This window comes from Bacillus pacificus, assembly GCF_020861345.1.
GTDB classification, from domain to species: domain Bacteria; phylum Bacillota; class Bacilli; order Bacillales; family Bacillaceae_G; genus Bacillus_A; species Bacillus_A pacificus.
Genome location: NZ_CP086328.1, coordinates 3,755,543 through 3,778,834, shown reverse-complemented (window position 1 = coordinate 3,778,834; position 23,292 = coordinate 3,755,543). Strand labels below are relative to the sequence as shown.

Below are 23,292 nucleotides of genomic sequence, written 5' to 3'. Positions count from 1 at the left end.
TATTTCATCACGTTTTTTGTATGAGTGGAAAAGTTAATAAGAAAGTTGTACCTGTACCTTTTTCACTTATAATATCAATTTTTCCGTTCATAGCTTGCACAACACTGAATACGACCATCATTCCAAGACCAGTGCCTTTTTCTTTTGTTGAGTAGAAAGGGGATCCAAGGCGTTTTACTTGTTCTTGATCCATGCCAACTCCTGTATCTTTTATATATAATTGAATATGCTTATGATCAGGAACTAATGTGAAATAAAGATCACCGCCTTTTGGCATGGCCTCAATGCAGTTTTTTAAAATATTTAACAAACATTGATTTAGTTTTTGCTTTTCTCCCGCGATAAAAAAAGAAGTACTTTGCTTTATATAATGTGTACGCACATTTGTTAAATTAGCAAGCGGTGTAATTAACGATAATGCATGCAGTAGTTCTTCTTCTAACTGTAATGTTTGTTCTTTTTCAATACTTGGTTTTGCAAAGGTTAAATAATCTGTAAGAACGTGATTTGCTTGTTCGATTCCGTTGATGGCTATGTCAATATATAATTTTCGCTCTTGCTCAGTGCATGTATCTGACTGCAAAAGTTGTAAAAATCCTTTTGTTGAAGTTAACGGATTGCGAATCTCATGAGAGATGGATGCTGCCATTTCGCCAATTAAATGAAACTTTTCAGCATTCATAAGTTCGTTTTGAAGACGAACTTGAGTTTGTAATATGTGTAGTAAATATAAAATAAGTATCGTGCCAAGTATCGTACATAACTCATACACAATAATATGTGGTATATAATCAGTCTTATTTGTAACCTTTGAAAGGAAGAAAGGTATCCAACTCAATCCGTATGTGAGACTGTAGATAATAGCAAGTGCTACTTTTATACGATTAGAGGTTCGATTGAAAACTTTATATGTAAATAGTAGGACAATAAATAGAAGGATAGAACCGATAAGCGATGGGAAAACACCTATTCCTCCTAATAAGAAGCGGTATATATTTAGTACAACTAATATAGATCCACCGGCAATAGGACCTCCTGTTAATGTACCGACAATTAATACGATATGACGCATATCAAATTGAAATCCATAATTTGTTTTTGCTCCGAAAGTAATACATAGTATGGTAGCGAGGCAACATAATGTAATAAATATAGTTGAATTTAATTTAGGAGAACGTTTCCCTTTTTGATTCCAAAATAAATGGTATACGAGCATTGTAACAAGGATGAATAATATATTTAAAAAGAGATAAATAATAAAGGGTTTCAGCGGAGTGCCTCCTCTCTTCTCACATTAGATTAATCATACTATAAAATGAAAGAAATGAAATGAGAAATAGCGGAAAAATCAGAAATTTTTTCTGGTAGTATACAATATGTTACAATAAGCTTTGTCAATGAAAGAAGGAATTCCGTGTAATGCACGGGAGAGGTTCGCGAACTCCCTCTATAAAAAACTATGGAAACAACAATATCTTTAGGTATTGTTTTGTTTTTTTATTGTGACAGTTCAAGAACGTTCTTTCTTCTTATTCGTAGTAGAGAAGGAGAATGAGTGAAATGAAAAAAGAAAAGGCAGTTGTTGTTTTTAGTGGAGGACAAGATAGTACGACATGTTTATTTTGGGCAATAGAGCAGTTTGCAGAAGTAGAGGCTGTAACGTTTAATTACAATCAACGTCATAAGCTAGAAATTGATTGTGCAGCGGAAATTGCAAAAGAGCTAGGAATTAAACATACGGTACTAGATATGAGTCTATTAAATCAACTTGCTCCAAATGCGTTAACGAGAACGGATATGGAGATTACACATGAAGAAGGTGAATTACCATCAACGTTTGTAGATGGACGAAATTTACTATTCTTGTCATTTGCTGCTGTATTAGCAAAACAAGTTGGAGCACGTCATATTGTAACGGGTGTATGTGAAACTGATTTTAGTGGTTATCCAGATTGCCGTGACGTGTTTGTGAAATCGTTAAACGTTACTTTAAATTTATCCATGGATTATCCGTTTGTGATTCATACACCACTTATGTGGATTGATAAAGCGGAAACATGGAAATTATCAGATGAACTTGGAGCATTCGAGTTTGTTCGAGAAAAAACATTAACATGTTATAACGGAATCATTGGTGATGGTTGCGGTGAATGTCCAGCATGTCAACTTCGTAAAGCAGGATTAGATACGTACCTACAAGAACGCGAAGGGGCGAGTAACTAATGGATAATTTCTTTGGATTTCGCATTGTAGAAAGTTTGCAAAAAATGGACAAGGATATTCAGCGTAAACAGCTTAAATATCATAATAAAAGAGTAATGGTCAGCAAGGAATTTACATTTGATGCAGCACACCATTTACACTGTTATGAAGGGAAATGTAAAAACTTACATGGTCACACATATAAAGTTGTATTTGGGATTAGTGGATATGTAAATGAAATCGGTCTTGCAATTGACTTTGGAGATATAAAAGAAATTTGGAAGAATGAAATAGAAATTTATTTAGACCATCGTTATTTAAACGAAACGTTACCAGCGATGAATACAACTGCTGAAAATATGGTCGTTTGGATTTATGAAAAGATGGCAGAAGCGTTAACAAAAGATAATCGTGCGAACGAATATAAAGGAGCTCGTGTTGAATTTGTTCGGCTGTTTGAGACTCCAACTAGTTATGCGGAAGTAAGACGGGAGTGGATGCTAGATGAGTAAAATCCCTGTCTTAGAAATATTTGGTCCGACTATTCAAGGTGAAGGAATGGTTGTAGGACAAAAGACGATGTTTATCCGTACAGCTGGCTGTGATTATAGCTGTGCTTGGTGTGATTCAGCTTTTACGTGGGATGGATCTGCTAAAGATCAAATTAGACAGATGACAGCGGAAGACGTTTGGAATGAGCTTGTAGAAATTGGCGGCGAAAATTTTTCTCATGTTACGATTTCAGGTGGAAATCCGGCATTGCTGAAAAATATTGAGTTTCTTCTTTCTATATTAAAAGAGAATGGAATGCGAACAGCAATCGAAACGCAAGGGAGTAAATGGCAAGATTGGTTACTTCAAATTGATGAGATAACGATTTCTCCAAAACCACCAAGTTCGACAATGAAAACTGATTTTCAGAAGTTAGATGCTATGATTCAGAAACTAGCAGGAAAAGATATTAGTTTAAAGGTAGTAGTATTTGACGATTATGATTTCGAGTATGCAGTTAAGATGCACGAACGTTATCCACATGTACCATTTTTCTTACAAGTAGGAAATGATGATACAAAAACTGTGGATGATGCGATGTTGATTAAAAAGCTATTAGATAAGTATGAGTGGTTAATTGAAAAAGCAGTTAATCGTAAAGAAATGAATAATGCAAAAGTATTGCCGCAGCTTCATGCGTTAGTATGGGGAAATAAACGCGGAGTATAATGAGAAGGGATGTTTAAAATGGCAGGAAGATTAGATGAAGATTTAAAAGATGTAACATTGTTAGGAAATCAAAATACAAAATATTTATTTGAATATAGCCCAGAAATTTTAGAGGTTTTTGATAATAATCATCCAAACCGTGATTACTTTGTTAAATTCAATTGCCCTGAATTTACAAGCTTATGTCCGAAAACAGGCCAACCGGATTTTGCAACAATTTATATTAGCTACATTCCAGAACAAAGAATGGTAGAGAGTAAATCTTTAAAACTATATTTATTTAGTTTCCGAAATCATGGTGACTTCCACGAAGATTGTATGAACGTTATTATGAATGACTTAATTAAATTAATGGATCCACGTTACATCGAGGTATGGGGTAAATTCACACCACGTGGAGGGATTTCCATTGATCCTTACTGCAACTACGGTCGCCCAGGAACGAAGTATGAACAAATGGCTGACTACCGCATGATGAACCATGATTTATATCCAGAAACAATTGATAATCGTTAATATATAATAGAAAGAAAGGATCTGTATAACATACAGATCCTTTCTTTCTATTATATTATGCATTTTGATTAATGACAGTATAGTTTTTATGACTAACAACTGTAAGAGGTTCCATATCTAGTTCTCTAAAATTCTCCATAATTGTTATATCTACAATAACGGAGTTTTGATTTACTTTTTGAACACGGCCTTGCATTCCACCTTTAAATTCAATGATATCTCCAGTTTCTGCGATCTGCATAAGCAACTCTCCTTGTTACAGTTTTCCCAAAAAAGAATAATTTTGGTTTTTTATTTCTTCCTATTTTGAACCATATTGTCCATTTTGTAAATGTTTCCAAAGTAAAAATTCGAAAAACATTCACTTTTTGTAAGAAAATATGCAAGAATGTCATGTTATTAGAAAAAAAGAAGGGTTTAAATGCAGATATCTTTATATAGGGGTATAATAAAAATATACAATAACCTACTAAAGTGGGAGAAATTAGAGGCGGTAAAATGATGTTTGAATTTGTGGGGAGTGTTATAGCATTAATTTTATTTGTATTTTCTTATATACATTTAAAAAAGATCCGTCATCATGAAACGACTACATATTTTGATGGGATGGATGGGATACATGCTGGGGTCACAAATGAGAGTGGCGTGGATATGTAAAGGTGTATAACTTTCTTTTTTTGCGTGGTATGATATGTAAAAATAGTACATAATAGAGTTCGTAAGTGATGAATGGAGAGTGGAAAGAATGAAGATTTCTTTTATTCGTCATGGTCGCTTAGACCGTACTATAGAACCAATGACGGTTACATTCTTTCGTGAATGGATGAAAGGATATGACTTACATACTATAACAGAAAAAGCACCTATACCAACGGAAACAAGGGAAGCGGTTGAAGCGGCAAAATTGATTGTAACGAGTGATCAAAGGTGTGCTGTACAGTCAGCAGCTGAATTAACGGATTCTTTATCTTTTATGCAAAATACTCTATTTAGGGAAGCAGAAGTTCCGACGAGTTTTTATGCTCCAAAATGGTTGAAGTGTAAACCTAACGTATGGATGTTTATCGGACGAACAGTATGGATACTTGGTTACCATAAAGATGTGGAGTCTTATAAGGAAGTAAGAGAGAGGGCAAGACAAGCGGCTTACTTATTACATCGTTATGCTCTCGTACATGGAAGTATTGCTCTTGTAGGTCATAATTATGTGAATGTAATGATTGGTGCCGAACTGAGAGCGATGGGATGGTCTGGTTCTCCTATTTTGCACAGAGAGCCATGGGGATGTACAACATATACGTTTCATGAGGCGATGAATGGAAATGTATTGAATACGAATTTAACATAAAAGCACACGATTTATATAAATCGTGTGCTTTTTTTAAGATATAGAAATTTTGATGTTTAATGGCTTTATGAGATGTGCATAAGGTTCGCCTACAAGCATGACGATTTGATCTTTTTTATAACCTAGTTTTTCGTATAGTGAATAAGCGCGTTTGTTTTCTAAATTAACAAGTAATGCGATTTTTTCATACTCCTTTTCAGTTGCATGTATTTCAGCAGCTTCAATTAATTTAGAACCAATTCCTTTTCCGCCATATGCACTTGAAACGGATAAAGTATCAATGTAATATTCATCAAGCTCGGCTTCTTTTTCTAACGTAATCGATTCATCTTTATGTAATTCTCTTAAGTGATGTACAATTGGTGCATCAAGCTTTGTTGCTTCACTACCATGATAAGCGACAATAACTCCAACTGCACCCCCGTCTTGCTCATATACAAAACAGTTTTCATAGCTCAGTCGATTTCTCTCTTTTGAGAACCATGTTTCAAGTCCTAGTAATACTTCTGTCTCAACTGTGCTACCTGTGATTTTTTCAGCAATTTCGTGCAGAGCGTTATACAATAAAGGTGCTACCAGTTTCGCATCTGTCTTTTTTGCTTTCCGAATCATAGTATCCCTCCTAGTTCTATTTATATATTGTAGCATAGTGGTATGGAACTTTGCATAATGGAATGATGAAATGATTGATATAGAGAAGTAGCTATGTTAGTATATGATATTTAGTGGACATCTACTAACGATATCTTTTTTGAAAAATAATGAAAATGAAATGAAGGTATAGCATCTGGATAATTTTACAGTTGTTGACCTATAGAATATAAGATAAAATAAAATATTGCATAGAGGTGAAATACATGGATAAAGAATTAGCAAATACAATTTTGGATCAGCTGAAAAATGGTGAAATAAAGGAGTATGTTGTTACGAAAGATGTATTTTATACGTTCAGAGAAGTTTTAGTAAATCGAGAAGACTTTAAACATTTCATTGGTAACGCACAGCGCGGCGGACAGGTCATTTATACATATTCAGAAACGCCACGTTCGTAACTAAAAGAATATAGGGAGGAGACTTATGGGCGATTTTAAACAAGGCATATTACCGCATTGGGATTATATGTGGAAAGATAGAGCCGGAAATCGATTTATGGGGATGGTCATATATCCAGAGAAACGAAAGTGTTCGGCAAAAATGCTTCAGAAAATAAAAAGAGCATATGAAGAGGCTGTAGAAATTAAAGTAACTGTACAAGTTCAACATACATATCAGTACGTTGAAGGAATGATTGTGTACTTTGATGAAGAAGCTCCTGTATGTACAATGATTGATAAAGATGAAAATCCACATCATATATTTGTAAAAGATATTTTGCGTATTGAGCACTCTGAATAATCTTTTCATAAATAAGTTGAATTTCCATAATGATAATCTTTTTCTATAATAGTTATCTTTTAGTATGTAACGCGAACTGAAAGTATATGTATAATATTGAATAAAGCAAAGTTGATAAATGTAATCGTTTTTTAGAACAGATTATCGTTTCATGTCTGTTCTTTTTTGCGTGATGCTGGAGAAATATATTCCTCCAGCATTTGCCGTTTTATGACAAAATATATTGTTAACTTTTTTTAAAATAAGGTTAAATTCGTTGACAACTTTTTTGAAAAGCACTTTATTGACATGAGTTTTAGAATGTTGTTTCATAGTCATTGTATTGAAAAAAATCGACGGTCTTGTCGAAAAGTAAAAGTTAAAAAAAGAAAGAATTTATACATATATCTTGTGTCTTATTTTGAAACGTAATACAATATATAGAGAAATCAAGAAACAACATACAGAGAGTATAGATTGAAAAGGGAGGGTCGGAAATGTTAGTTGCATATGATTCTATGACAGGAAACGTGAAGCGTTTCATCCACAAATTAAATATGCCGGCCGTTCAAATTGGTGAAGATCTAGTAATAGATGAAGACTTTATTTTAATTACGTATACAACAGGTTTTGGCAATGTACCAGAACGTGTTTTAGAATTTTTAGAGCGCAATAATGAAAAATTAAAAGGCGTATCTGCAAGCGGCAATCGTAACTGGGGAGACATGTTCGGTGCAAGTGCTGACAAAATTTCTGCTAAATATGAAGTGCCTATTGTATCAAAATTTGAGTTATCAGGAACAAATAACGATGTAGAATATTTTAAGGAAAGGGTGCGGGAGATTGCGACACATTGAACTGAATAATGAAATCACGCAAATGCAGGACGGTTTTTATCAGCTTCATAAAGATAAAGAGGCATTAGAAGTCTTTATGGAAGAAGCTAGAGAGAATACCGTTCATTTTAATAGCGTGGCAGAGCGAATGGAGTATATGAAAGAACATGATTACTATTACAACGTTCTGGACGAGTATAACTTGGAGGAAGTAGAAGAGGTATATAACATCGCTTATGGTGAAAACTTCGAGTTCCAATCTTATATGGCAGCATCTAAGTTCTACAAAGATTATGCGTTAAAAACAAATGATCAAAAACAATACTTAGAAAGCTATGAAGATCGTGTAGCAATTGTGTCATTATACTTAGGACGCGGTGATGTTGCGAAGGCAAAACAATTCGCAAGCATGATTGTCAAACAAAACTACCAACCAGCGACACCAACCTTTTTAAATGCGGGAAGAAGCAGAAGAGGAGAAATGGTGTCTTGTTTCTTGTTAGAGATGGATGATAGTTTAAATTCAATCGGCTTTAACATTAATACTGCAATGCAATTATCAAAAATCGGTGGTGGAGTAGCTTTAAACTTATCTAAGCTACGCGCACGCGGTGAGCAAATTAAAGGTATCGACAACGCTGCAAGTGGTGTAGTACCTGTTATGAAATTACTTGAAGATTCGTTTTCATATGCGAATCAGCTTGGCCAACGAAAAGGTGCTGGCGCAGTATATTTAAACATTTTCCATTGGGATATTATTGAATTCTTGGATTAATTGGTAGTCCCTCTATACAGTAATGTGTATGAGAAAACCTTGTGAACCTAACCAATAGGGTGTCGCATTAGCGGCTAACGGTATCAGTTGAATAAGGGGTAAAAGAAAAAGAACCCGCGAAGAAGCTGACTAAGAGAGCCTACGGTCCATGTACGTGGATAGCAGGTAATACCGTGCCAAGCTTGAAAGAAATATTACTTGGGTGAAGTGGAATCTTATATTCACCGGAGGCGAGATTCCATGAACTGTGGAATTTATTTGATAATTAATAAGGAAAACAGGAAGTTTTATATTGGTAGTTCTAATAACTTTCCTAATTATCAATACTTTCAAGAAGGTGTAGAGACTATCGAACGCACGTCATTAGACGAAAGCTAGTAGAGTAGGCTGGAAATAGGTACCAGTCGAAGTGCAAGGCAACCAGTTGCAGGTTGATGATATAGTCCAACCTTCATAGAAATATGAAGACGAGTTGACCAAAAAAATAAATGCCGATGAGAAGAGCCGTATTCAGTCTCTATCAATCGGAATTATCGTTCCAAGTAAGTTCTTTGAGCTTGCTGAGAAAAACGAACCTTTCCATGTTTTCGCGCCTTATACAGTGTATAAAGAATACGGAAAGCATTTAGATGATATTGATATCGATGAAATGTACGATGAATTAATGAGCAATCCGAAAGTGAAGAAGAAGCCGCTAGATATTAGTGCACGTGATATGCTTATTAAAATTGCTATGATTCAGCTTGAGTCTGGTTATCCGTACTTAATGTTTAAATCAAATGCAAATAACCAACATCCATTGAAGGATATTGGAACTGTGAAGATGTCCAACTTGTGTTAAATATGTAGCACCTTCTAGTAGAAATGCTAGTCGAAAACTCCGTTAAACGGGGAAAGCCTCAAATTTGAGGTAACCTACCGTGCTAAATCTTATCTTAGAATGAGTCGCTTTCTGTAAAATGTATTTTGGGAATTAAAGTACAGAGGATGGCGAGGTAAAATGAATCAGAAAGTCTCTTATGGTTTTATTTATATGACAGTAAATAAGTTAAATGGGATGAAATACATTGGAAAATGTATTTATAAAAGACAAAATAATTGGTGTAACTATCTAGGATCTGGATTATACCTTCAAAGAGCTATCAAAAAGTATGGGAAAGAAAATTTTGAAAAGCACATACTGATAGAAGCTTTTTCTGAAGAAGAATTAAACAATCTAGAGGAAGAATATATCCTAAAATTTGATGCTGTAAACTCTCAAAAATTTTATAATGTGAAACTCACTGCAATTGGCGGAGATATTTTCACAAACAATCCTCGTAAAGAGGAAATACGTGAAATAAGAAGAAAGCAGATGAGTGGAAAAGGAAATCATCAATATGGGAAAGCTAAGACTATCAAAATGATAGAAGCAGTAAAACAAGCAAATTCTAGAGCTGTTATTGTTGAAGGGATTTATTATAAAAGTCAAACAGAGGCGGCTAAAGTATTAAATTTAGGAATAACTACTGTGAACTATCGGTTGAATAGTGATAACTTTCCAGAGTGGCTAAGGATTAAAGAGAAAAACAATATTCAAAAACAGTCTAATAATCCTACGTGTAAGCTAATTGTCGATGGGATAGTGTATGAGAGCATTAAAGATGCAGCTAGGTCCTTAGGTATATCATCCCCTACTGTAATAAGACGTTTAGATAGTGAGAAACATCCTAGTTATAAGAGACTTTCTGAAAGATTAAGATAAGTAAAAGCCTAACGACTATCCCTTATGGGAGTAGAGCGCAAGCGATTGGCGTTCGAAAAGCGGAGCACCTAATCAGGTAATGCTGTAGGTGATGATATAGTCTGTCCTGTATGGTGACATACAGCAGTTGCATGAGCAACGGACTGAGGAATAGCGAACTCGGTTGAACATTCGAGACAGAAATCTTCCAGCTTCAAGAAACTTCTGAAATAAATGATTATGGTACAGATGACATTATCCGTCGTGATATTAACTGTAACTTAGGATCGTTAAATATCGTAAATGTAATGGAAAATAAAGAAATTCGTGAAGCAGTTCATGCGGGAATGGAAGCTTTAACAGCTGTTTCTGATATGACAATCATTCCGAATGCACCAACTGTGAAAAAAGCAAATGATGAGCTTCATTCAGTAGGGCTTGGCGCAATGAACTTGCACGGATATTTAGCAAAAAATAAAATCGCTTATGAAAGTGCAGAAGCGAAAGAGTTCGCTCGTACATTCTTTATGATGTTAAATTACTACTCTATTGAGAAAAGTATGGAAATCGCTAAAGAAAAAGGCGAAACATTTAAAGACTTTGATAAGTCTGATTATGCAAGCGGCACATACTTTGAAAAGTATGAAACGACAGATTATAGCCCAGTAACTGAAAAAGTTCAGCAATTATTTGAAGGAATTCATATTCCGACAAAAGAAGATTGGACAAGTTTAAAAGAGCAAGTGCAGAAGAATGGTTTATACAACTCATATCGTCTTGCCATCGCTCCTACGCAATCGATCAGTTACGTTCAAAATGCAACTTCAAGCGTAATGCCGATTGTAAGTCAAATTGAATCAAGAACGTATGCGAATGCGACAACATATTATCCAATGCCGTATTTATCAAAAGATACGTTCTGGTACTATAAATCTTCTTACGATATGAATCAGTTTAAATTAATTGATTTAATCGCAGAAATTCAAGAACATATTGACCAGGGAATTAGTACAATTCTTTACGTTAATAGTGATATTTCAACACGTGAATTAGCACGTTATTACATCTATGCACATAAAAAAGGCTTAAAGAGTCTGTATTATACGAGAACACGTAAATTAAGCGTGGAAGAGTGTGTGGCTTGTACTGTTTAATGGCATATTGCCATACTAAATGAATAACCCAACAGTATGAGCAGGGTTATGAACCCTGCTCATACTTGGTTTGTTCTACTAAACGGTTAGCTTTTCATTATTAGATGGAAATTTAACCGTTCAGTAGAACAATAATAGATATAGGGGTGATTCAATGCGCGCTGTTAACTGGAATAAAAAAGAAGACGATTTCAGTTTAATGTTTTGGAAGCAAAACATCGCTCAGTTTTGGACAGAAGAAGAAATTGCGGTTTCGTCTGACAAAAATACTTGGGTGCAATTATCGAAAGAAGAGCAAATTGCTTATAAGCGTGTATTAGGTGGTTTAACACTTTTAGATACGAAACAAGGCGGCGAAGGGATGCCACTTGTACTTGTTCATCTTGAAAATTTACAAGCGAAAAGTGTATTAGCTTTCATGGGTGCTATGGAAGAAGTACATGCGAAGAGCTACAGTCATATCTTTACAACATTAGCTACTGAAGAAGAAATCGATGAGATTTTTGACTGGGTAGACAATCATCCGTTACTTGAGAAAAAGGCTGGTATTATTACAAGTTACTATCGTCGTTTATTAAAGCCTGAAGTAACGAAAAAAGAGTTATATATGGCAATGGTAGCAAGTGTATTCTTAGAAAGTTACCTATTCTATAGTGGATTCTTCTATCCACTTTACTTAGCTGGTCAAGGAAAACTAACAGCAAGTGGTGAGATTATTAACCTTATTATCCGTTAACTAATAGCGGCTTTTGGTAGAGATACCAATTGAAAAACCCTTTTAATTGCTGGGAACCCCTATTGTAAATTTATCTGTTTTATTATTGATGAATATATACATTCGGGTTATTCTCTAACTATCAATAGATGGAAAGGAGAATAGCTGATAGGGCAATCAGCAGCGAAGCCTTTATCTAGCGATAACATGTACGGAAGTATTAGACACCGAAAACTGTATAAACAGTGGTGGGTGCGATACGTAGATAAAGGAACGTTCAACGACTATCCCAATGGCGGTGAAATTCCGCAATAGGAGTAGGGCCAAGCGGTGGGTGAGAATCCCTTAAATCGAAATGGAGGGCTACCTGAGAAGGTAGATGATATAGTCTCTTCTTGCAGGAAACTGTAAGCTGTGTAAACGGCATAGGAGTAGCGAATCTATGTGAAGGTAAAGGATGAGTCAATTCACGGCGTATTCGTCGGTATTTTAGCACAACAAATCTTCGCGGAACTTTCTGCAGAAGATCAACAAGAAGTGCAAAAAGAAACGCAAGAGTTATTAATGGAACTATATGAAATTGAAATGGCATACACAGAAGAAATTTATACTTCTATCGGTCTTGTAGAAGATGTAAATCGTTTCGTTCGTTACAATGCGAATAAAGGACTTATGAACTTAGGACTAGAGCCGAAGTTTGAAGAAGAAGAAATTAACCCAATCGTTTTAAATGGTTTACGTACAGATACGAAAAACCATGATTTCTTCTCTGTAAAGGGAAATGGTTACGTAAAAGCAACGAACGTTGAAAAGTTATCTGATGATGACTTCGTGTTTAATTTTTAATATATGATCATAAAGAAAAGCTGTCTTATCAATGAATAAGACAGCTTTTCTTTATAATTTTGTTTACATAACACTATTATTTTTGTATAACGATTTTCGTTTGAAAAATTCTATCCGGTTAATGGATAGAATTTTTTTTGTAAGTAAATGGGTATTTACAATCTTTTTGTATCGGTGTATTATTTAACTAGTACACCAATACAAAAGGAGGGAAGAAATGAAAATAGAGTTTTCTCCAAATATACCAATTTACATTCAGGTAATGGAATACATAAAAAAAGAAATCGTAACGGGACATTTATTGCCTGGTGATAAAATTCCCTCTGTGCGTGAATTAGCGAGTGAATTACAAGTAAATCCAAATACGATCCAGCGTACATTTCAAGAGCTCGAACGAGATGGGGTTGTTGTAACACGTAGAGGAATGGGAAGATATGTAACGAATGAAGGGGAGAAAATTATGGAGCTGCGAAAAGAGATGGCGAAAGAATTACTTCATTCTTTTATAGATGGAATGGACAATTTAGGGTTTTCAGAAGAAGAAATTCTTACAATCCTTCGTTCTTCATTACATGAGAAAAGGGAGGAGAGCGAATGACAGAGCTATTAAAAATAGAAAACTTATGGAAGAGATACGGGTTAAAAGCAGTAATCCGCGAATTAAGCATTGAGATTACGGAAGGGAAAATTGTTGGACTCGTTGGAGATAACGGGAGCGGGAAAACGACGTTATTGAAAATGATTGCTGGTTTGCAGCATCCTTCCGAAGGGAGTATTACAATCACTGGTAAAAAAGTAGGATTAGAAACGAAAGAAATTGTTTCTTTTATGTCTGATAAGCCAGTATTTGATGATTGGATGACAGTAAAAGATTCTATATTTTTCTATCGTGATTTTTATAAGGACTTTGATATGCAAAAAGCGGTAGATACGATTGCGGAGTTTAAAATACCGTTAGAAGAAAAAGTTACAGCTTTATCAAAAGGGATGGTTGAAAAGCTACAAATTATTTTAACGTTTTCTCGGAAAGCGAAGTTATACGTACTAGATGAACCACTGGGCGGAATTGATCTCGTTTCTAGGGAACACGTACTGGAACTTATTTTACAGTTTTATCGCGAAGATTGTACGATACTAATTTCGACGCACTTAATAAATGAAGTTGAAAATATTTTTGATGAAGTAATCTTTTTAAAAGATGGGGAAATTGTATTGTATGAAAATGTAGAAGAATTACGTTTTCAAAGAGGGAAAGCGGTCACAGATGTGTTTAAGGAGGTGTTTAGTAGATGAAGCCGAGCTTAATATATATGTACAATATAAATAAAAAACAAATAATTATTTCTTTGTTATCATTTATATTCGTTGTCGCTGTAGCTTTCGTAAGTTTGGGAAATTATATTAAACAAGAATCAGGAGAAGTAAGACAAACAATTATAGTTGCTTTCGTTATTCTAGTATATATAACTTTTTTAGCAATGATAGTTATTCAGGCGGTGTCTGCATTTGGAAAAATGACTGAAAGCACATTATTTCGGTTAACATCGATATCCGGTAAAAAGATTGTTTTAGCAATATTGTTATACGCTGTAATTTATTTACTTATTTTTGAATTAATAGGCTCTATTTTTTTATATGGTATTTCTATGAAAATAATAAAAGGTACAGAGCTCTATGAAGTATTATTTACTCAAAGTGTATTCAATCCACTAAAGCACCTCTTTAGTACTATGTTATATGTATTTAATTTATCTAGCATATTGCTAGTATTACTTTTTTCAGTAGCAAGCGTTAAAGTGTTTTCTTTGAAAAAGAAGAAGTTAAAATATCCAATGGTATTTTTCTTATTTTTACTAGTAACAAAATTATTAGGTACTATATATGGAATGTTGGGCGGTCTTGCACCTGCTGCACCTCTAATAAAAAAATTAGTATATATAGATGAATCATCAGGAGCGGATGTGTTTCTCTATCCGGAAAAACTTATGAATTTATATAGCCTTAGTTTTTCTATAGGAATATTTATTCTACTTGTTTATATAACAGGTCGCATAATCGATAAAAAACTAGAAGTCTAAAGGAGGAATCAGCATTGGGAAACGTAGTAGTAAAGTTAGAGAATGTTCGAAAAAGGATTGGTGGAACGGAAATTATTCGTGGTTTATCATTTGAAGTTTGTGAAGGGGAAGTATACGGGTTCCTTGGACCAAACGGTAGCGGTAAGACAACAACGATTCGTATGATGACAGGTCTTATTTCAATGACAGAGGGCGATATTACAATTTGTGGTCAGAGTATTCGCACGGAGCGTGAAAAGGCGCTAGAGCAAATTGGAGCGATTGTAGAAAATCCTGAACTATATGATTATATGACAGGAATGCAAAACTTGAAGCATTTTGCGAACATGGCAATTACACCAATTAGTAAAGAGCGCATTGCTGAAATTGTAAAACTGGTTGAATTAGAGCATGCAATTCATAAAAAGGTGAAAACATATTCACTTGGTATGAAACAACGTTTAGGAATTGCACAGGCATTACTGCATCAGCCGAAAATTTTAATTTTAGATGAGCCGACAAATGGATTAGATCCAGCTGGTATTCGCCAAATTCGTGATTATTTACAACGTTTAGCGAAAGAAGAGAATATTGCTGTAATCGTATCAAGTCACTTATTAAGTGAAATTGAACTTATGTGTGATCGCGTCGTTATTATTAAGCAAGGTGAGTTTGTACAAGAATACAACTTACATGAACAAGCAAAACATGATGAGACAGTAGTTGTAGCGTTTGAAGTAGATGAAGTTCAGAAAGCAAATGAAATCATTACAGGTAAGGCGCAAGGAAATGTCATTGTCGTATCTGTAAAGAAAGAAGAAATTCCACAACTTGTAAAGAAACTTGTGAATGAAGATGTGCTTGTATACGGAGTTACCGTTCAAAATAAAACGTTAGAGGATGAGTTCTTAGCGATTACAGGGGGAGTGAAAGCGTAATGTTTAAATTAATTCAAAATGAATTTTTAAAGTTGCATGCGAAAAAAGGTATGTATATTTTAATTGGTGTTATTGCAGTATTGGAAATTTTGGGAGTTTTAGCGATGCTGAAATGGGGAGATGGAACTGAATTTAAAGGATCATATTTAGATTTTGCAAGTTCAGAGATTGGTTTAATTACTTTGTTTGCAACGATTTTTGGCATTACGATTGCTTCTCGTATAATTACGGATGAATTCCAAAAAGGTACAATTAAGCAGTTATTAATTCGTCCAAGAAAACGAATGACAGTTTTATTCTCTAAATATATTACAGTGTTACTTACTATAGTATTTATCATATTTGCTAACACGATTATTTCAATGATTATTGGCGGAATTGCAATGGATGGTAGTAAAACAGAATTAACGATAGGAATCGTAATGAAATCTACTTTATATCAAGTACTTTCACCGTTCTTCTTTGCGACGCTTGCATTTTTCTTAGCAAACGTATTTAGAAAGTCTGTCTTACCATTAATTATTACGATGTTCCTCTTCTTTTTACAAGGACCAATTAATATGGTACTGATGATGTTTGCAAAAGGTGTAGCGAAGTTTGTAGTGTTCTTCCATTTAAATTTAAGTGTGTACGATAGCAATAAGCTAGTAAGTGGCGGAATAGAACCAACATTTACAGAGTTTACATTTACAACTTCATTATTACTTGTAGCTGCATACTTTGTTGTATTACTTGTAGCATCAAGTGCATTATTCCAAAAACGTGACGTATTATAATAAAAGAAATCCCCGCTTGTAAAAACGGGGATTTTTATTACATAACTTTCTCGTATATTTCAACCGAAAGAAAAGAATGATTACTATATATGGTGTTCAAAAGTATTTGAGAAAAATAGGAAGAATTTCAACTATATTCATATTATAATTTAGTTATCTGAACATGTACTTTTACTATCTTTGGAGGTGTTCGATATGCACGATGCATTTTCACGCATAAGACTACGCAGTTTTTTTGGATGGATGATTATAGGGCTGTTCCTTACGATGATCCCATTAGGTCTATCAAATGTTTCTGAGAATACGACGGAGGTTATTTCACAAATAACTGTGTTTTTTGTATTTCCGTTATTTTGGTTATACGTAAAAACCAATAAAAATAATGTTATATTTAACAGTTTTTTTGATAAACCAGGACGTTTACCGTGGGGATTAATTGTGTTAGCAACGATAATGGGAATGATTTTTTCCGTTGGTATATCTCATATTCAATTTTATATATTAGCACATACGTTACCGAATTTCTTAGTTACTATGTTAGAAGACGGAACTGTTATTAATACGAGTAACATATATATGACGATATTTACTTTCATTTCAGCATGTGTATTAGCACCAATTATGGAAGAGGTTATTTTTAGAGGCTTCTTTTTACAGCGAATGGCTTATAAATGGGGAATTAAAAAAGCTGTCATTATATCTTCCATTATTTTTGGCTTAGGACATTTTGATGTTATTGGTGCGTTTATGTTTGGTGTTGTTATGTGTCTTTTATACATAAAGACAAAAAATATATGGACGAATATTGCTGTGCACGCTCTAAATAATTTCATTGCAACAAGTATGCAATTTGTCGGCGGAGAAGAGAGCAGCGCCATTTCAATTCCTGAATTACAAGCGCAAAGTAATTTATGGATCGGTATCGGTCTTACAGTCGTTGGATTACTTTGGTTAATTCCTTATGTTTGGAAACAATGGCGTATGGTAAAAGAAGTGGGTGTGCCACCAGTGCGCTTCATACATGAGGAAAAAGTAGTGAGTGCATCAGAAGGAAATGAAGTGTATAGTCAAGTGATTGTAACAGATAGATTGATGGCTGTAGAGCTACCAGATGAGGCTGTAAATAAGCTCCGATTAGAAGAAAATGATTATGTAACAGTATCTGTAGAAGACGATAAAATCGTTATAAAGAAAGCACATAATAGATAAGTAAAAAGTAGCTCTTTGTGAGCTACTTTTTACTTTGTAATAATTTCTACACGAAAATTATTGCCGTTCTTTACATATTTAATATCTGTAACAGTACGAACTGCTTTTAAAATCTCAACTTTTTCACCAATTCGAGGGATAGTCGGAACATTATCCCAAATGCCAAGCAAGTCATCTAATTGTCCCGTTTTTTCATAAAACCAGATTTTCAATGTAAAGCCCCTTTCTCGAACTTTATGTATTTTAATACATAATATATTATTTTTATTCTTATTGTAAGAGGTTTTTATATATTTTATGAATAAAAATTAATTAATCTTCTGGGAAGATATGTTCAATATCAGGGGTAAGAGATATTTCTGATAATACGATATGAGAAACAGTCGTTGCATATGAAGAAACATCATTAATAAATTCTTCAAGTTCAACGAGTGAAGGAACAGAAATTTTTACAATGTAGCATAAGCTTCCTGTTACGCGGTAACAAAAACTTGCAGATGGATAGGACTGAATAAACTGTTGCATACGTGTTGTATCCCCGTTTTTTAAAGTGATTTCTAAAATACAGTCTAAAACAAGTCCTGCTTTTTTATAATCGATATCGATTGTGTATTTTTGGATCACGCCTTCACTTTCGAGTTTACGAACACGCTCTGCAGTAGACGGAGCAGATAAGTTTACTCGTTTCGCCAATTCACGCATGGAAAGGCGACTATCATTATATAATTCATTTAAAATTTTTCGGTCAACACGGTCTAGTTGCATTTGTAAATATACCTCCAGTAAAATAATAATTTTTGTAAAGAAAAAATATAAATTAAGATTCATATGAAATGTAAAATGAGCTTTATTTATTTTACAATAAAACAGAAGGAAATAGGAGGGGAAATGATGGAGAGAATTTCATTATCAAATGTAGGAGATACAAAGTTTCAAAAGTTATTAGGTCATAATCCGGAAATATTACATTCGTGGAGTACATTAGAAAATACACTGTACAATAAAGGAACTCTTTCAGCAGAGCTGAAGGAACAAGTGAGAAGAACATTAGCGTACGGGAATGAATGCCCGTACTGTATGGCAAAGGGAAGGCCTGATGATATGCAAAAGGTAGAAGAAATTGGTGTAGCAGTAACTTTTGCGCATACATTTATTCATGACAAAAAGGCGATAGATGATAATATGTTTCATGTATTGAAACAATATTGGACGGAAAAAGAAATTGTAGAGCTTTGCGCTTATATTTGTTTTATTACTGCATCGCAACAACTTGGTTTTCTATTTCAATTACAGCCAAACGAAGCATTAAAATTATTTTAAGAAAATAATTGCGAATTATGTAGAAAAAAATAAGAATATTTCGTATAATTTAAGTATAATCATTTTGAAAATAGGGGTGGCATCATATGGAGCAAATTCCGGTAAAGAGAATAGAAGAAGTACTTGTTGTAGCAGGGGATGACAAACAAAAGCAAAAGGAATTTTATGAATTGCTCTTATCTACTGAGTTTTATGTTGCTGGCTCACTAGAAGCAGAGGAAGGGGCAACAGAAGGAATACTTCGCTTGCGTCATTTCCAAGGAGAGGGTAGATGGATCGTTCCGTTCTTTACACAAATGGAATTTGTAAAAGACGTGTTGCCAGAAGGAACACCCCTTATTACGATACGTGGGAAAGAATTATTTAGTAGTATTGAGAAAGATGCTACAGCAGTATTAAATGTCGGTACTGATATAAGTAAAACATTTATTCCAGAAGAAATTGCAGATATCGCATCTGGACGAATTTTTAACTATTATAAATAAAGTGAAACTTTAATCAGTGGGGGTTTTCTTCATCCCCCACTGATTATTAGTTGAACCAATCGGGCTTTAATGGGCAGCCCGACCCCCACCTAACTTCTTTGCTTTCGCTGCATTTTGAGGTGGGGGTCTTACTGCCCATTAAAGTGGGATGAAAGGAAAAGCATAATCGCTTTTCCTTTTTAATTTGAACACGGAGTGGCTACGCCAGAAGAAATAGAGAGTGTTTTATTATTTGTATTTATTGTCGCTGTAGCTCCAAGAGGAATCCCAATGTTTGGGCTTATATGTCCAATCGGTAAACCGAATAGGACAGGTATAGCATATGAAGTGAAATATTCATATAGTATTGTTTGCAATGATTGAGATGGTTTAGAAGGAGTGCAGTCATGACAACTTGTAAAAATAACACCACTACATTCATGAAACTTTCCAGATAAAAGTAGCTGATTTAACATACGGTCAATGCGATATGGTTCTTCCCCAATGTCTTCAAGCAATAAAAGTTTATTGGCTGTATTTATCTCGTAGGAGGAGCCAATGATACTCGTTAACACCGCTAAATTGCCTCCAACTAACTGGCCTGTAACTGTACGGGAAGAGCTAGGTACGATACATTCTGAAGCAGATAAGATGGTTGAATATGGGTGAAATAGTTGGTTGAAAGAAGATAAAGAAAGAGAATCTACACCTTTACCTAATTCTTCTACCATTGGGCCATGAAAAGTAACAAGCTTTGCATAACGTGAAAAGGCAGTATGTAAAGCTGTAATATCGCTATATCCCCAAAAGATTTTTGGATTTTGCCGAATGATTTCATATTGAATGTGAGGGAGGAGACGAGCGCTACCGTAACCACCTCGTGCACAGAAAACAGCCTTTACTTCAGGATTTGAAAATGCTTCATGTATGTCATTGAGCCGGACTTGATCCCTTCCAGCTAAATATCCATATTTCTCATAGACACTCTTCCCGATTACTACAGATAAACCCATTTCTTGTAATACCTTTACACCTTTTAATACATTTTCAATTGTTGGTGGCCCGGATGGTGCAATAATCATTACTGTATCACCTTGTTGTAATGCATTTGGATATATCATTGTTTTCAGCCTCCTTCACTTTCAATATATTCGCTTCATAGGAAGTTCAACCCTTGTAAAAGAAGGGGAAAGTTTGTCAAATAAAGAAGATATAAAGGGAATAGGAGGAGAAATGATGTTTACAAGTCGAGTTATAGATACATTACAAATTAAGTATCCCATCATTCAAGCCGGTATGGCGGGTGCGATTACAACGCCAGAACTCGTTGCAGCTGTGAGTAATAGCGGAGGATTAGGAACGCTTGGAGCAGGCTATATGAGCCCAGAACAAATTCGTGAAGCGATTTATAAAATACGGGAACGAACAGATAAGCCTTTCGGTGTTAATTTACTATTAACGAAAGAGATACAAATAGAAGAAGAGAAGATAAACTTGGCCAAGGGATTACTTAGCGGAGTGAATAGAGAATTCGGTATAGAGGAAGAAGAACAGTTAAAGCTTCCAAAAAGTTATAAAGAACAATTACAAGTGTTAGTAGAAGAAAACGTGCCAGTCGTTAGTTTTGCATTTCAAACGTTAGAAAAAGAAGAAATAAATGACTTGAAAAGAAGCGGAATAAAAGTCATCGGAACAGCTACTCATGTGGCAGAGGCGAAAGTACTTGCTGAATTAGGAGTAGATATTATTGTCGGTCAAGGTAGTGAGGCAGGGGGCCATAGAGGAACGTTTATCGGGAAAGAACAGGACGCTATGATTGGGACGTTCGCATTAATTCCGCAGTTAGTAGCAGCAGTTCCGCATATCCCGATTGTTGCAGCAGGTGGTGTAATGAACGGGCAAGGGCTTGTTGCGGCATTTACACTGGGAGCAGAAGCTGTTCAAATGGGATCAGCCTTTTTAACGAGTGAAGAGAGTATTACGCATGACGTGTATAAAAAAGCGGTTTTACGTAGTACAGATACGAGTACAACTGTGACTCGTGCGTTTTCCGGGAAATATGCACGAGGTATTCGTAATGAATTTATAGAGAAGCATGAAGGGAAAGAAGAAGACCTTCCGATGTATCCGGTGCAAAATGTATTAACCTCTAAAATACGCCAACAAGCAGCAAAGCAAAATAATGGAGAATATATGTCACTTTGGGCAGGACAAGCGTCATCATTAGCAAGAATAGAATCAGCTCAGCATGTAGTGGAGCGAGTGATGAAAGAAGCAGATAACGTAATTGAACAATTGCAAAATGTATATAGAAAAAGACCACTTGAATAATTCAAGCGGTCTTTTCTTTAGTTTGCTTTATAAAATTGTTGGATGGCTTCATCAATATAAACCCAGCCTTTCCAACCTAAGTGCATGTGATCTTTTAAGAAGTATTTATCATACTCATGATTTGAGAAGTCGGCAATTGGATAGCCAGCTTTCTCAATTTGCTCATGAACTTTCTTATAGTACAATTCTCGGCGTTCTTTCGGGAAGCCAGCGTAATCGTACCAAGGACCTTTTACAGGAACAGAAATGAAGAGTGGTTTTGCACCAGATTGTTTTAATAAATCAAGTGCAATTTGTAAATCTTCATATTCTGGCGATTGATCATAAGCATCATTTTTTAAGTAACCTTCACGTTGCTTTAATTTCTTCTTGATTTTGCTGTTGAAGTAACCATCTTCAATACCGTAATTGTTAGATCCAGATTCTGCTGCACCTGTTTGATCTGCATGTTTACGAGCCTCTTCCCAGCTCATTTGTTTTAATGACGGGTCAAGTTTTTCTTTATGCGGTTTAATATTAAACATAGCTGTAAATAAATCTTTACGATCTAAAATGTTACGATAAATATAAGCGAAAGGTTTAGCAGCAAGTGCTTTTATTTTATGCTTTGTATCATCGTAAACGATACCTTCAAGCGAAATTTCAAGTAAAGTTTCTTTCTTAACGATCTCAAAGTTTAATAAACGCTTTGCAATTTGCTTTTTCATTTCAGGTTTTACATCATCGTTGAAAATGAAGTGGTAACCTTGTTGTTTTGAAAAGTTAGGTGCAAAGTGTGTTTCATCAATACCTTGTGGCACAAACCATTGCGGAGAAAGAACGAATACCATTTTCTTATCCTTCAATTGATCCATCGTAGATGCAAAGTTTAATACATGTACAAGGTCTTGTGTTCCGCCACGTCCAAGTAGGAATGGTGTGAATCCTTCAGGCTTTACTTTGAAATAATTTGATGGATGGTAAGCATCCATACGTGCGAATTCCGATGAACCATACATCGGAAGGTATTTCGAGTCTGCTAACATCTTTTGCTGTAAAATCATACTTTGAATCTTTTCTTCTTTTAAAGAAGTGGCAGCTTGTTCTACTTTTTCATCACTTAAAAGTGGAAGTAGGAAGCGCGTTGGAATAAGTAAGAATACAGCAAAAAGGGCCAATGCTAAAAGCATCGGACCAAATTTTGCTTTGTTCATCGGATTTCTTCCAACTTCTTAATAACCATGTTTGGAGTAGCCCACTCGTCACGGTCAAAATCAGAAATAGAAACTTCAATATCTAAACGCTCTTGGAATTCAACTAATAAAGATACTACAGCGAAAGAATCAAGAATACCTTCTTCAAATAATTGAACATCTAAGTTTTCTTTTACAATATCGTTTTCACATACTTCTTCTAAAATATCTAATACTTGCTCTTTGAATTCTGCCATTTTTAAAATCTCCTTTATATCCGAAATATATTATATGTGCAACTTCTTAATGGTATAA

28 protein-coding genes, 6 pseudogenes and 1 riboswitch are annotated in these 23,292 nt (G+C 34.8%); of the genes and pseudogenes, 26 read left to right on the top strand and 8 right to left on the bottom strand.

Annotation, left to right across the window (positions count from 1 at the left end; all coding sequences use genetic code 11):
* Positions 1–7: 7 nt before the first annotated feature.
* Positions 8–1,216 carry a sporulation sensor histidine kinase KinB gene (gene kinB, locus LMD38_RS19655; RefSeq protein ID WP_048553797.1) on the bottom strand — a complete coding sequence of 403 codons (1,209 nt, stop codon included), beginning with the start codon at positions 1,214–1,216 and terminating at the stop codon, positions 8–10.
* A 207-nt stretch (positions 1,217–1,423) separates the two neighbouring features.
* Positions 1,424–1,467, top strand: a riboswitch (PreQ1 riboswitch).
* A gap of 93 nt (positions 1,468–1,560) precedes the next feature.
* On the opposite strand from kinB, the gene queC reads away from it, so the two are divergent.
* Genes queC through queF form a run of 4 tightly spaced genes read left to right on the top strand, consistent with a single transcriptional unit; the run spans position 1,561 to position 3,939 of the window.
* Positions 1,561–2,223 (top strand): 7-cyano-7-deazaguanine synthase QueC, encoded by a 663-nt coding sequence (gene queC, locus LMD38_RS19650; protein ID WP_000711596.1) that lies wholly within the window; start codon positions 1,561–1,563, stop codon positions 2,221–2,223.
* The gene (queD, locus tag LMD38_RS19645; protein ID WP_000368418.1) at positions 2,223–2,714 is read left to right on the top strand and encodes a 6-carboxytetrahydropterin synthase QueD; all 492 of its coding nucleotides are present in this window, start codon (positions 2,223–2,225) and stop codon (positions 2,712–2,714) included. The genes queC and queD overlap by 1 nt, the downstream gene beginning before the upstream one ends.
* Entirely contained in the window at positions 2,707–3,423 is a 717-nt protein-coding gene (gene queE, locus LMD38_RS19640) for a 7-carboxy-7-deazaguanine synthase QueE (protein ID WP_000036279.1), read from the top strand. Before queD ends, queE begins: the two co-directional genes overlap by 8 nt.
* An 18-nt stretch (positions 3,424–3,441) precedes the next feature.
* Positions 3,442–3,939, top strand: coding sequence for a preQ(1) synthase (gene queF, locus LMD38_RS19635; RefSeq protein ID WP_000918895.1), 498 nt, complete (start codon positions 3,442–3,444; stop codon positions 3,937–3,939).
* A 55-nt stretch (positions 3,940–3,994) separates the two neighbouring features.
* Here the strand turns inward: queF and LMD38_RS19630 are convergent, their stop codons facing one another.
* On the bottom strand, positions 3,995–4,180 hold the full coding sequence (locus tag LMD38_RS19630; RefSeq protein WP_001165081.1) for a YkvS family protein: 186 nt from the start codon (positions 4,178–4,180) through the stop codon (positions 3,995–3,997).
* A 233-nt stretch (positions 4,181–4,413) separates the two neighbouring features.
* Between LMD38_RS19630 and LMD38_RS19625 the strand changes: the two genes are divergently transcribed.
* Together LMD38_RS19625 and LMD38_RS19620 are read left to right on the top strand one after the other, a co-directional pair.
* On the top strand, positions 4,414–4,596 hold the full coding sequence (locus LMD38_RS19625; protein ID WP_016716951.1) for a hypothetical protein: 183 nt from the start codon (positions 4,414–4,416) through the stop codon (positions 4,594–4,596).
* Positions 4,597–4,684: 88 nt separating this feature from the next.
* Complete coding sequence (locus tag LMD38_RS19620; protein WP_062821862.1) at positions 4,685–5,287, top strand: hypothetical protein; 603 nt, start codon at positions 4,685–4,687, stop codon at positions 5,285–5,287.
* Between the two features lie 33 nt (positions 5,288–5,320).
* Here the strand turns inward: LMD38_RS19620 and LMD38_RS19615 are convergent, their stop codons facing one another.
* A complete protein-coding gene (locus LMD38_RS19615; RefSeq protein WP_062821861.1) occupies positions 5,321–5,899 on the bottom strand; it encodes a GNAT family N-acetyltransferase in 579 nt (192 codons plus the stop codon).
* Between the two features lie 245 nt (positions 5,900–6,144).
* On the opposite strand from LMD38_RS19615, the gene LMD38_RS19610 reads away from it, so the two are divergent.
* The 17 genes and pseudogenes from LMD38_RS19610 (at position 6,145) to LMD38_RS19535 (ending at position 17,690) form a co-directional block, all read left to right on the top strand.
* Complete coding sequence (locus tag LMD38_RS19610; RefSeq protein WP_000356683.1) at positions 6,145–6,339, top strand: hypothetical protein; 195 nt, start codon at positions 6,145–6,147, stop codon at positions 6,337–6,339.
* Positions 6,340–6,364: 25 nt separating this feature from the next.
* Positions 6,365–6,682, top strand: a complete 318-nt coding sequence (locus LMD38_RS19605; RefSeq protein ID WP_016716954.1) for a hypothetical protein — start codon at positions 6,365–6,367, stop codon at positions 6,680–6,682.
* Between the two features lie 476 nt (positions 6,683–7,158).
* Positions 7,159–7,518, top strand: coding sequence for a class Ib ribonucleoside-diphosphate reductase assembly flavoprotein NrdI (gene nrdI / locus LMD38_RS19600; protein ID WP_000959450.1), 360 nt, complete (start codon positions 7,159–7,161; stop codon positions 7,516–7,518).
* Positions 7,505–8,269, top strand: a pseudogene (locus tag LMD38_RS19595) (ribonucleoside-diphosphate reductase subunit alpha); the annotation flags it as partial. The gene nrdI and the pseudogene LMD38_RS19595, both read left to right, overlap by 14 nt.
* Before the next feature lie 243 nt (positions 8,270–8,512).
* Positions 8,513–8,584, top strand: a pseudogene (locus LMD38_RS19590) (GIY-YIG nuclease family protein); the annotation flags it as partial.
* Between the two features lie 163 nt (positions 8,585–8,747).
* A pseudogene (locus LMD38_RS19585) lies at positions 8,748–9,110 on the top strand (ribonucleotide-diphosphate reductase subunit alpha); the annotation flags it as partial.
* Positions 9,111–9,272: 162 nt separating this feature from the next.
* On the top strand, positions 9,273–10,016 hold the full coding sequence (locus LMD38_RS19580; RefSeq protein ID WP_062821860.1) for an NUMOD1 domain-containing DNA-binding protein: 744 nt from the start codon (positions 9,273–9,275) through the stop codon (positions 10,014–10,016).
* Positions 10,017–10,252: 236 nt separating this feature from the next.
* On the top strand, positions 10,253–11,149 hold the full coding sequence (locus LMD38_RS19575) for a ribonucleotide reductase large subunit (protein WP_311043283.1): 897 nt from the start codon (positions 10,253–10,255) through the stop codon (positions 11,147–11,149).
* Positions 11,150–11,303: 154 nt separating this feature from the next.
* A pseudogene (locus tag LMD38_RS19570) lies at positions 11,304–11,882 on the top strand (ribonucleotide-diphosphate reductase subunit beta); the annotation flags it as partial.
* Positions 11,883–12,083: 201 nt separating this feature from the next.
* Positions 12,084–12,179: pseudogene (locus LMD38_RS28740) on the top strand (nuclease); the annotation flags it as partial.
* A gap of 135 nt (positions 12,180–12,314) precedes the next feature.
* Positions 12,315–12,710 (top strand): annotated as a pseudogene (locus LMD38_RS19565) (ribonucleotide-diphosphate reductase subunit beta); the annotation flags it as partial.
* A 217-nt stretch (positions 12,711–12,927) separates the two neighbouring features.
* A complete protein-coding gene (locus LMD38_RS19560) occupies positions 12,928–13,308 on the top strand; it encodes a GntR family transcriptional regulator (protein ID WP_000687504.1) in 381 nt (126 codons plus the stop codon).
* A complete protein-coding gene (locus tag LMD38_RS19555) occupies positions 13,305–14,003 on the top strand; it encodes an ABC transporter ATP-binding protein (protein ID WP_062821859.1) in 699 nt (232 codons plus the stop codon). Before LMD38_RS19560 ends, LMD38_RS19555 begins: the two co-directional genes overlap by 4 nt.
* Positions 14,000–14,788 (top strand): ABC transporter permease, encoded by a 789-nt coding sequence (locus LMD38_RS19550; protein ID WP_000804802.1) that lies wholly within the window; start codon positions 14,000–14,002, stop codon positions 14,786–14,788. Before LMD38_RS19555 ends, LMD38_RS19550 begins: the two co-directional genes overlap by 4 nt.
* 14 nt (positions 14,789–14,802) lie before the next feature.
* A complete protein-coding gene (locus LMD38_RS19545) occupies positions 14,803–15,705 on the top strand; it encodes an ABC transporter ATP-binding protein (RefSeq protein ID WP_062821858.1) in 903 nt (300 codons plus the stop codon).
* Positions 15,705–16,481, top strand: a complete 777-nt coding sequence (locus tag LMD38_RS19540; protein WP_000475446.1) for an ABC transporter permease — start codon at positions 15,705–15,707, stop codon at positions 16,479–16,481. Before LMD38_RS19545 ends, LMD38_RS19540 begins: the two co-directional genes overlap by 1 nt.
* A gap of 195 nt (positions 16,482–16,676) precedes the next feature.
* Complete coding sequence (locus LMD38_RS19535) at positions 16,677–17,690, top strand: CPBP family intramembrane glutamic endopeptidase (RefSeq protein ID WP_061182676.1); 1,014 nt, start codon at positions 16,677–16,679, stop codon at positions 17,688–17,690.
* Between the two features lie 29 nt (positions 17,691–17,719).
* Here LMD38_RS19535 and LMD38_RS19530 read toward each other — a convergent pair whose 3' ends face one another.
* Positions 17,720–17,902 (bottom strand): DUF3913 family protein, encoded by a 183-nt coding sequence (locus LMD38_RS19530; protein ID WP_000708112.1) that lies wholly within the window; start codon positions 17,900–17,902, stop codon positions 17,720–17,722.
* 100 nt (positions 17,903–18,002) lie between these two features.
* Positions 18,003–18,455: an Lrp/AsnC family transcriptional regulator gene (locus tag LMD38_RS19525; protein ID WP_001175495.1), complete on the bottom strand. Its 453-nt coding sequence runs from the start codon at positions 18,453–18,455 to the stop codon at positions 18,003–18,005.
* A gap of 63 nt (positions 18,456–18,518) precedes the next feature.
* Here LMD38_RS19525 and LMD38_RS19520 point away from each other — a divergent pair, with 63 nt between their 5' ends.
* Together LMD38_RS19520 and LMD38_RS19515 are read left to right on the top strand one after the other, a co-directional pair.
* Positions 18,519–19,010: a carboxymuconolactone decarboxylase family protein gene (locus LMD38_RS19520; protein ID WP_153019374.1), complete on the top strand. Its 492-nt coding sequence runs from the start codon at positions 18,519–18,521 to the stop codon at positions 19,008–19,010.
* Positions 19,011–19,096: 86 nt separating this feature from the next.
* Positions 19,097–19,495, top strand: a complete 399-nt coding sequence (locus LMD38_RS19515; protein WP_000435209.1) for an SseB family protein — start codon at positions 19,097–19,099, stop codon at positions 19,493–19,495.
* Between the two features lie 179 nt (positions 19,496–19,674).
* Here the strand turns inward: LMD38_RS19515 and LMD38_RS19510 are convergent, their stop codons facing one another.
* Positions 19,675–20,595: a S66 peptidase family protein gene (locus LMD38_RS19510; protein WP_062821856.1), complete on the bottom strand. Its 921-nt coding sequence runs from the start codon at positions 20,593–20,595 to the stop codon at positions 19,675–19,677.
* Positions 20,596–20,710: 115 nt separating this feature from the next.
* On the opposite strand from LMD38_RS19510, the gene LMD38_RS19505 reads away from it, so the two are divergent.
* Complete coding sequence (locus LMD38_RS19505) at positions 20,711–21,805, top strand: NAD(P)H-dependent flavin oxidoreductase (protein WP_000495255.1); 1,095 nt, start codon at positions 20,711–20,713, stop codon at positions 21,803–21,805.
* A gap of 17 nt (positions 21,806–21,822) precedes the next feature.
* Here the strand turns inward: LMD38_RS19505 and dltD are convergent, their stop codons facing one another.
* Entirely contained in the window at positions 21,823–22,998 is a 1,176-nt protein-coding gene (gene dltD / locus LMD38_RS19500; protein WP_228919929.1) for a D-alanyl-lipoteichoic acid biosynthesis protein DltD, read from the bottom strand.
* Complete coding sequence (dltC, locus tag LMD38_RS19495; protein ID WP_000807310.1) at positions 22,995–23,234, bottom strand: D-alanine--poly(phosphoribitol) ligase subunit DltC; 240 nt, start codon at positions 23,232–23,234, stop codon at positions 22,995–22,997. The genes dltD and dltC overlap by 4 nt, the downstream gene beginning before the upstream one ends.
* Positions 23,235–23,292 lie beyond the last annotated feature (58 nt).

Bases quoted from the DNA above. Each gene is read 5' to 3' on its own strand.
- dltC (WP_000807310.1), bottom strand. From the start codon at position 23,234: ATGGCAGAATTCAAAGAGCAAGTATTAGATATTTTAGAAGAAGTATGT.
- LMD38_RS19540 (WP_000475446.1), top strand. From the start codon at position 15,705: ATGTTTAAATTAATTCAAAATGAATTTTTAAAGTTGCATGCGAAAAAA.
- LMD38_RS19620 (WP_062821862.1), top strand. From the start codon at position 4,685: ATGAAGATTTCTTTTATTCGTCATGGTCGCTTAGACCGTACTATAGAA.
- LMD38_RS19525 (WP_001175495.1), bottom strand. From the start codon at position 18,455: ATGCAACTAGACCGTGTTGACCGAAAAATTTTAAATGAATTATATAAT.
- LMD38_RS19560 (WP_000687504.1), top strand. From the start codon at position 12,928: ATGAAAATAGAGTTTTCTCCAAATATACCAATTTACATTCAGGTAATG.
- queE (WP_000036279.1), top strand. From the start codon at position 2,707: ATGAGTAAAATCCCTGTCTTAGAAATATTTGGTCCGACTATTCAAGGT.
- LMD38_RS19630 (WP_001165081.1), bottom strand. From the start codon at position 4,180: ATGCAGATCGCAGAAACTGGAGATATCATTGAATTTAAAGGTGGAATG.
- LMD38_RS19555 (WP_062821859.1), top strand. From the start codon at position 13,305: ATGACAGAGCTATTAAAAATAGAAAACTTATGGAAGAGATACGGGTTA.
- queD (WP_000368418.1), top strand. From the start codon at position 2,223: ATGGATAATTTCTTTGGATTTCGCATTGTAGAAAGTTTGCAAAAAATG.
- LMD38_RS19580 (WP_062821860.1), top strand. From the start codon at position 9,273: ATGAATCAGAAAGTCTCTTATGGTTTTATTTATATGACAGTAAATAAG.
- nrdI (WP_000959450.1), top strand. From the start codon at position 7,159: ATGTTAGTTGCATATGATTCTATGACAGGAAACGTGAAGCGTTTCATC.
- dltD (WP_228919929.1), bottom strand. From the start codon at position 22,998: ATGAACAAAGCAAAATTTGGTCCGATGCTTTTAGCATTGGCCCTTTTT.
- LMD38_RS19615 (WP_062821861.1), bottom strand. From the start codon at position 5,899: ATGATTCGGAAAGCAAAAAAGACAGATGCGAAACTGGTAGCACCTTTA.
- LMD38_RS19520 (WP_153019374.1), top strand. From the start codon at position 18,519: ATGAAATGTAAAATGAGCTTTATTTATTTTACAATAAAACAGAAGGAA.
- LMD38_RS19610 (WP_000356683.1), top strand. From the start codon at position 6,145: ATGGATAAAGAATTAGCAAATACAATTTTGGATCAGCTGAAAAATGGT.
- LMD38_RS19535 (WP_061182676.1), top strand. From the start codon at position 16,677: ATGCACGATGCATTTTCACGCATAAGACTACGCAGTTTTTTTGGATGG.
- queF (WP_000918895.1), top strand. From the start codon at position 3,442: ATGGCAGGAAGATTAGATGAAGATTTAAAAGATGTAACATTGTTAGGA.
- queC (WP_000711596.1), top strand. From the start codon at position 1,561: ATGAAAAAAGAAAAGGCAGTTGTTGTTTTTAGTGGAGGACAAGATAGT.
- LMD38_RS19510 (WP_062821856.1), bottom strand. From the start codon at position 20,595: ATGATATATCCAAATGCATTACAACAAGGTGATACAGTAATGATTATT.
- LMD38_RS19550 (WP_000804802.1), top strand. From the start codon at position 14,000: ATGAAGCCGAGCTTAATATATATGTACAATATAAATAAAAAACAAATA.
- kinB (WP_048553797.1), bottom strand. From the start codon at position 1,216: ATGCTCGTATACCATTTATTTTGGAATCAAAAAGGGAAACGTTCTCCT.
- LMD38_RS19605 (WP_016716954.1), top strand. From the start codon at position 6,365: ATGGGCGATTTTAAACAAGGCATATTACCGCATTGGGATTATATGTGG.
- LMD38_RS19505 (WP_000495255.1), top strand. From the start codon at position 20,711: ATGTTTACAAGTCGAGTTATAGATACATTACAAATTAAGTATCCCATC.
- LMD38_RS19515 (WP_000435209.1), top strand. From the start codon at position 19,097: ATGGAGCAAATTCCGGTAAAGAGAATAGAAGAAGTACTTGTTGTAGCA.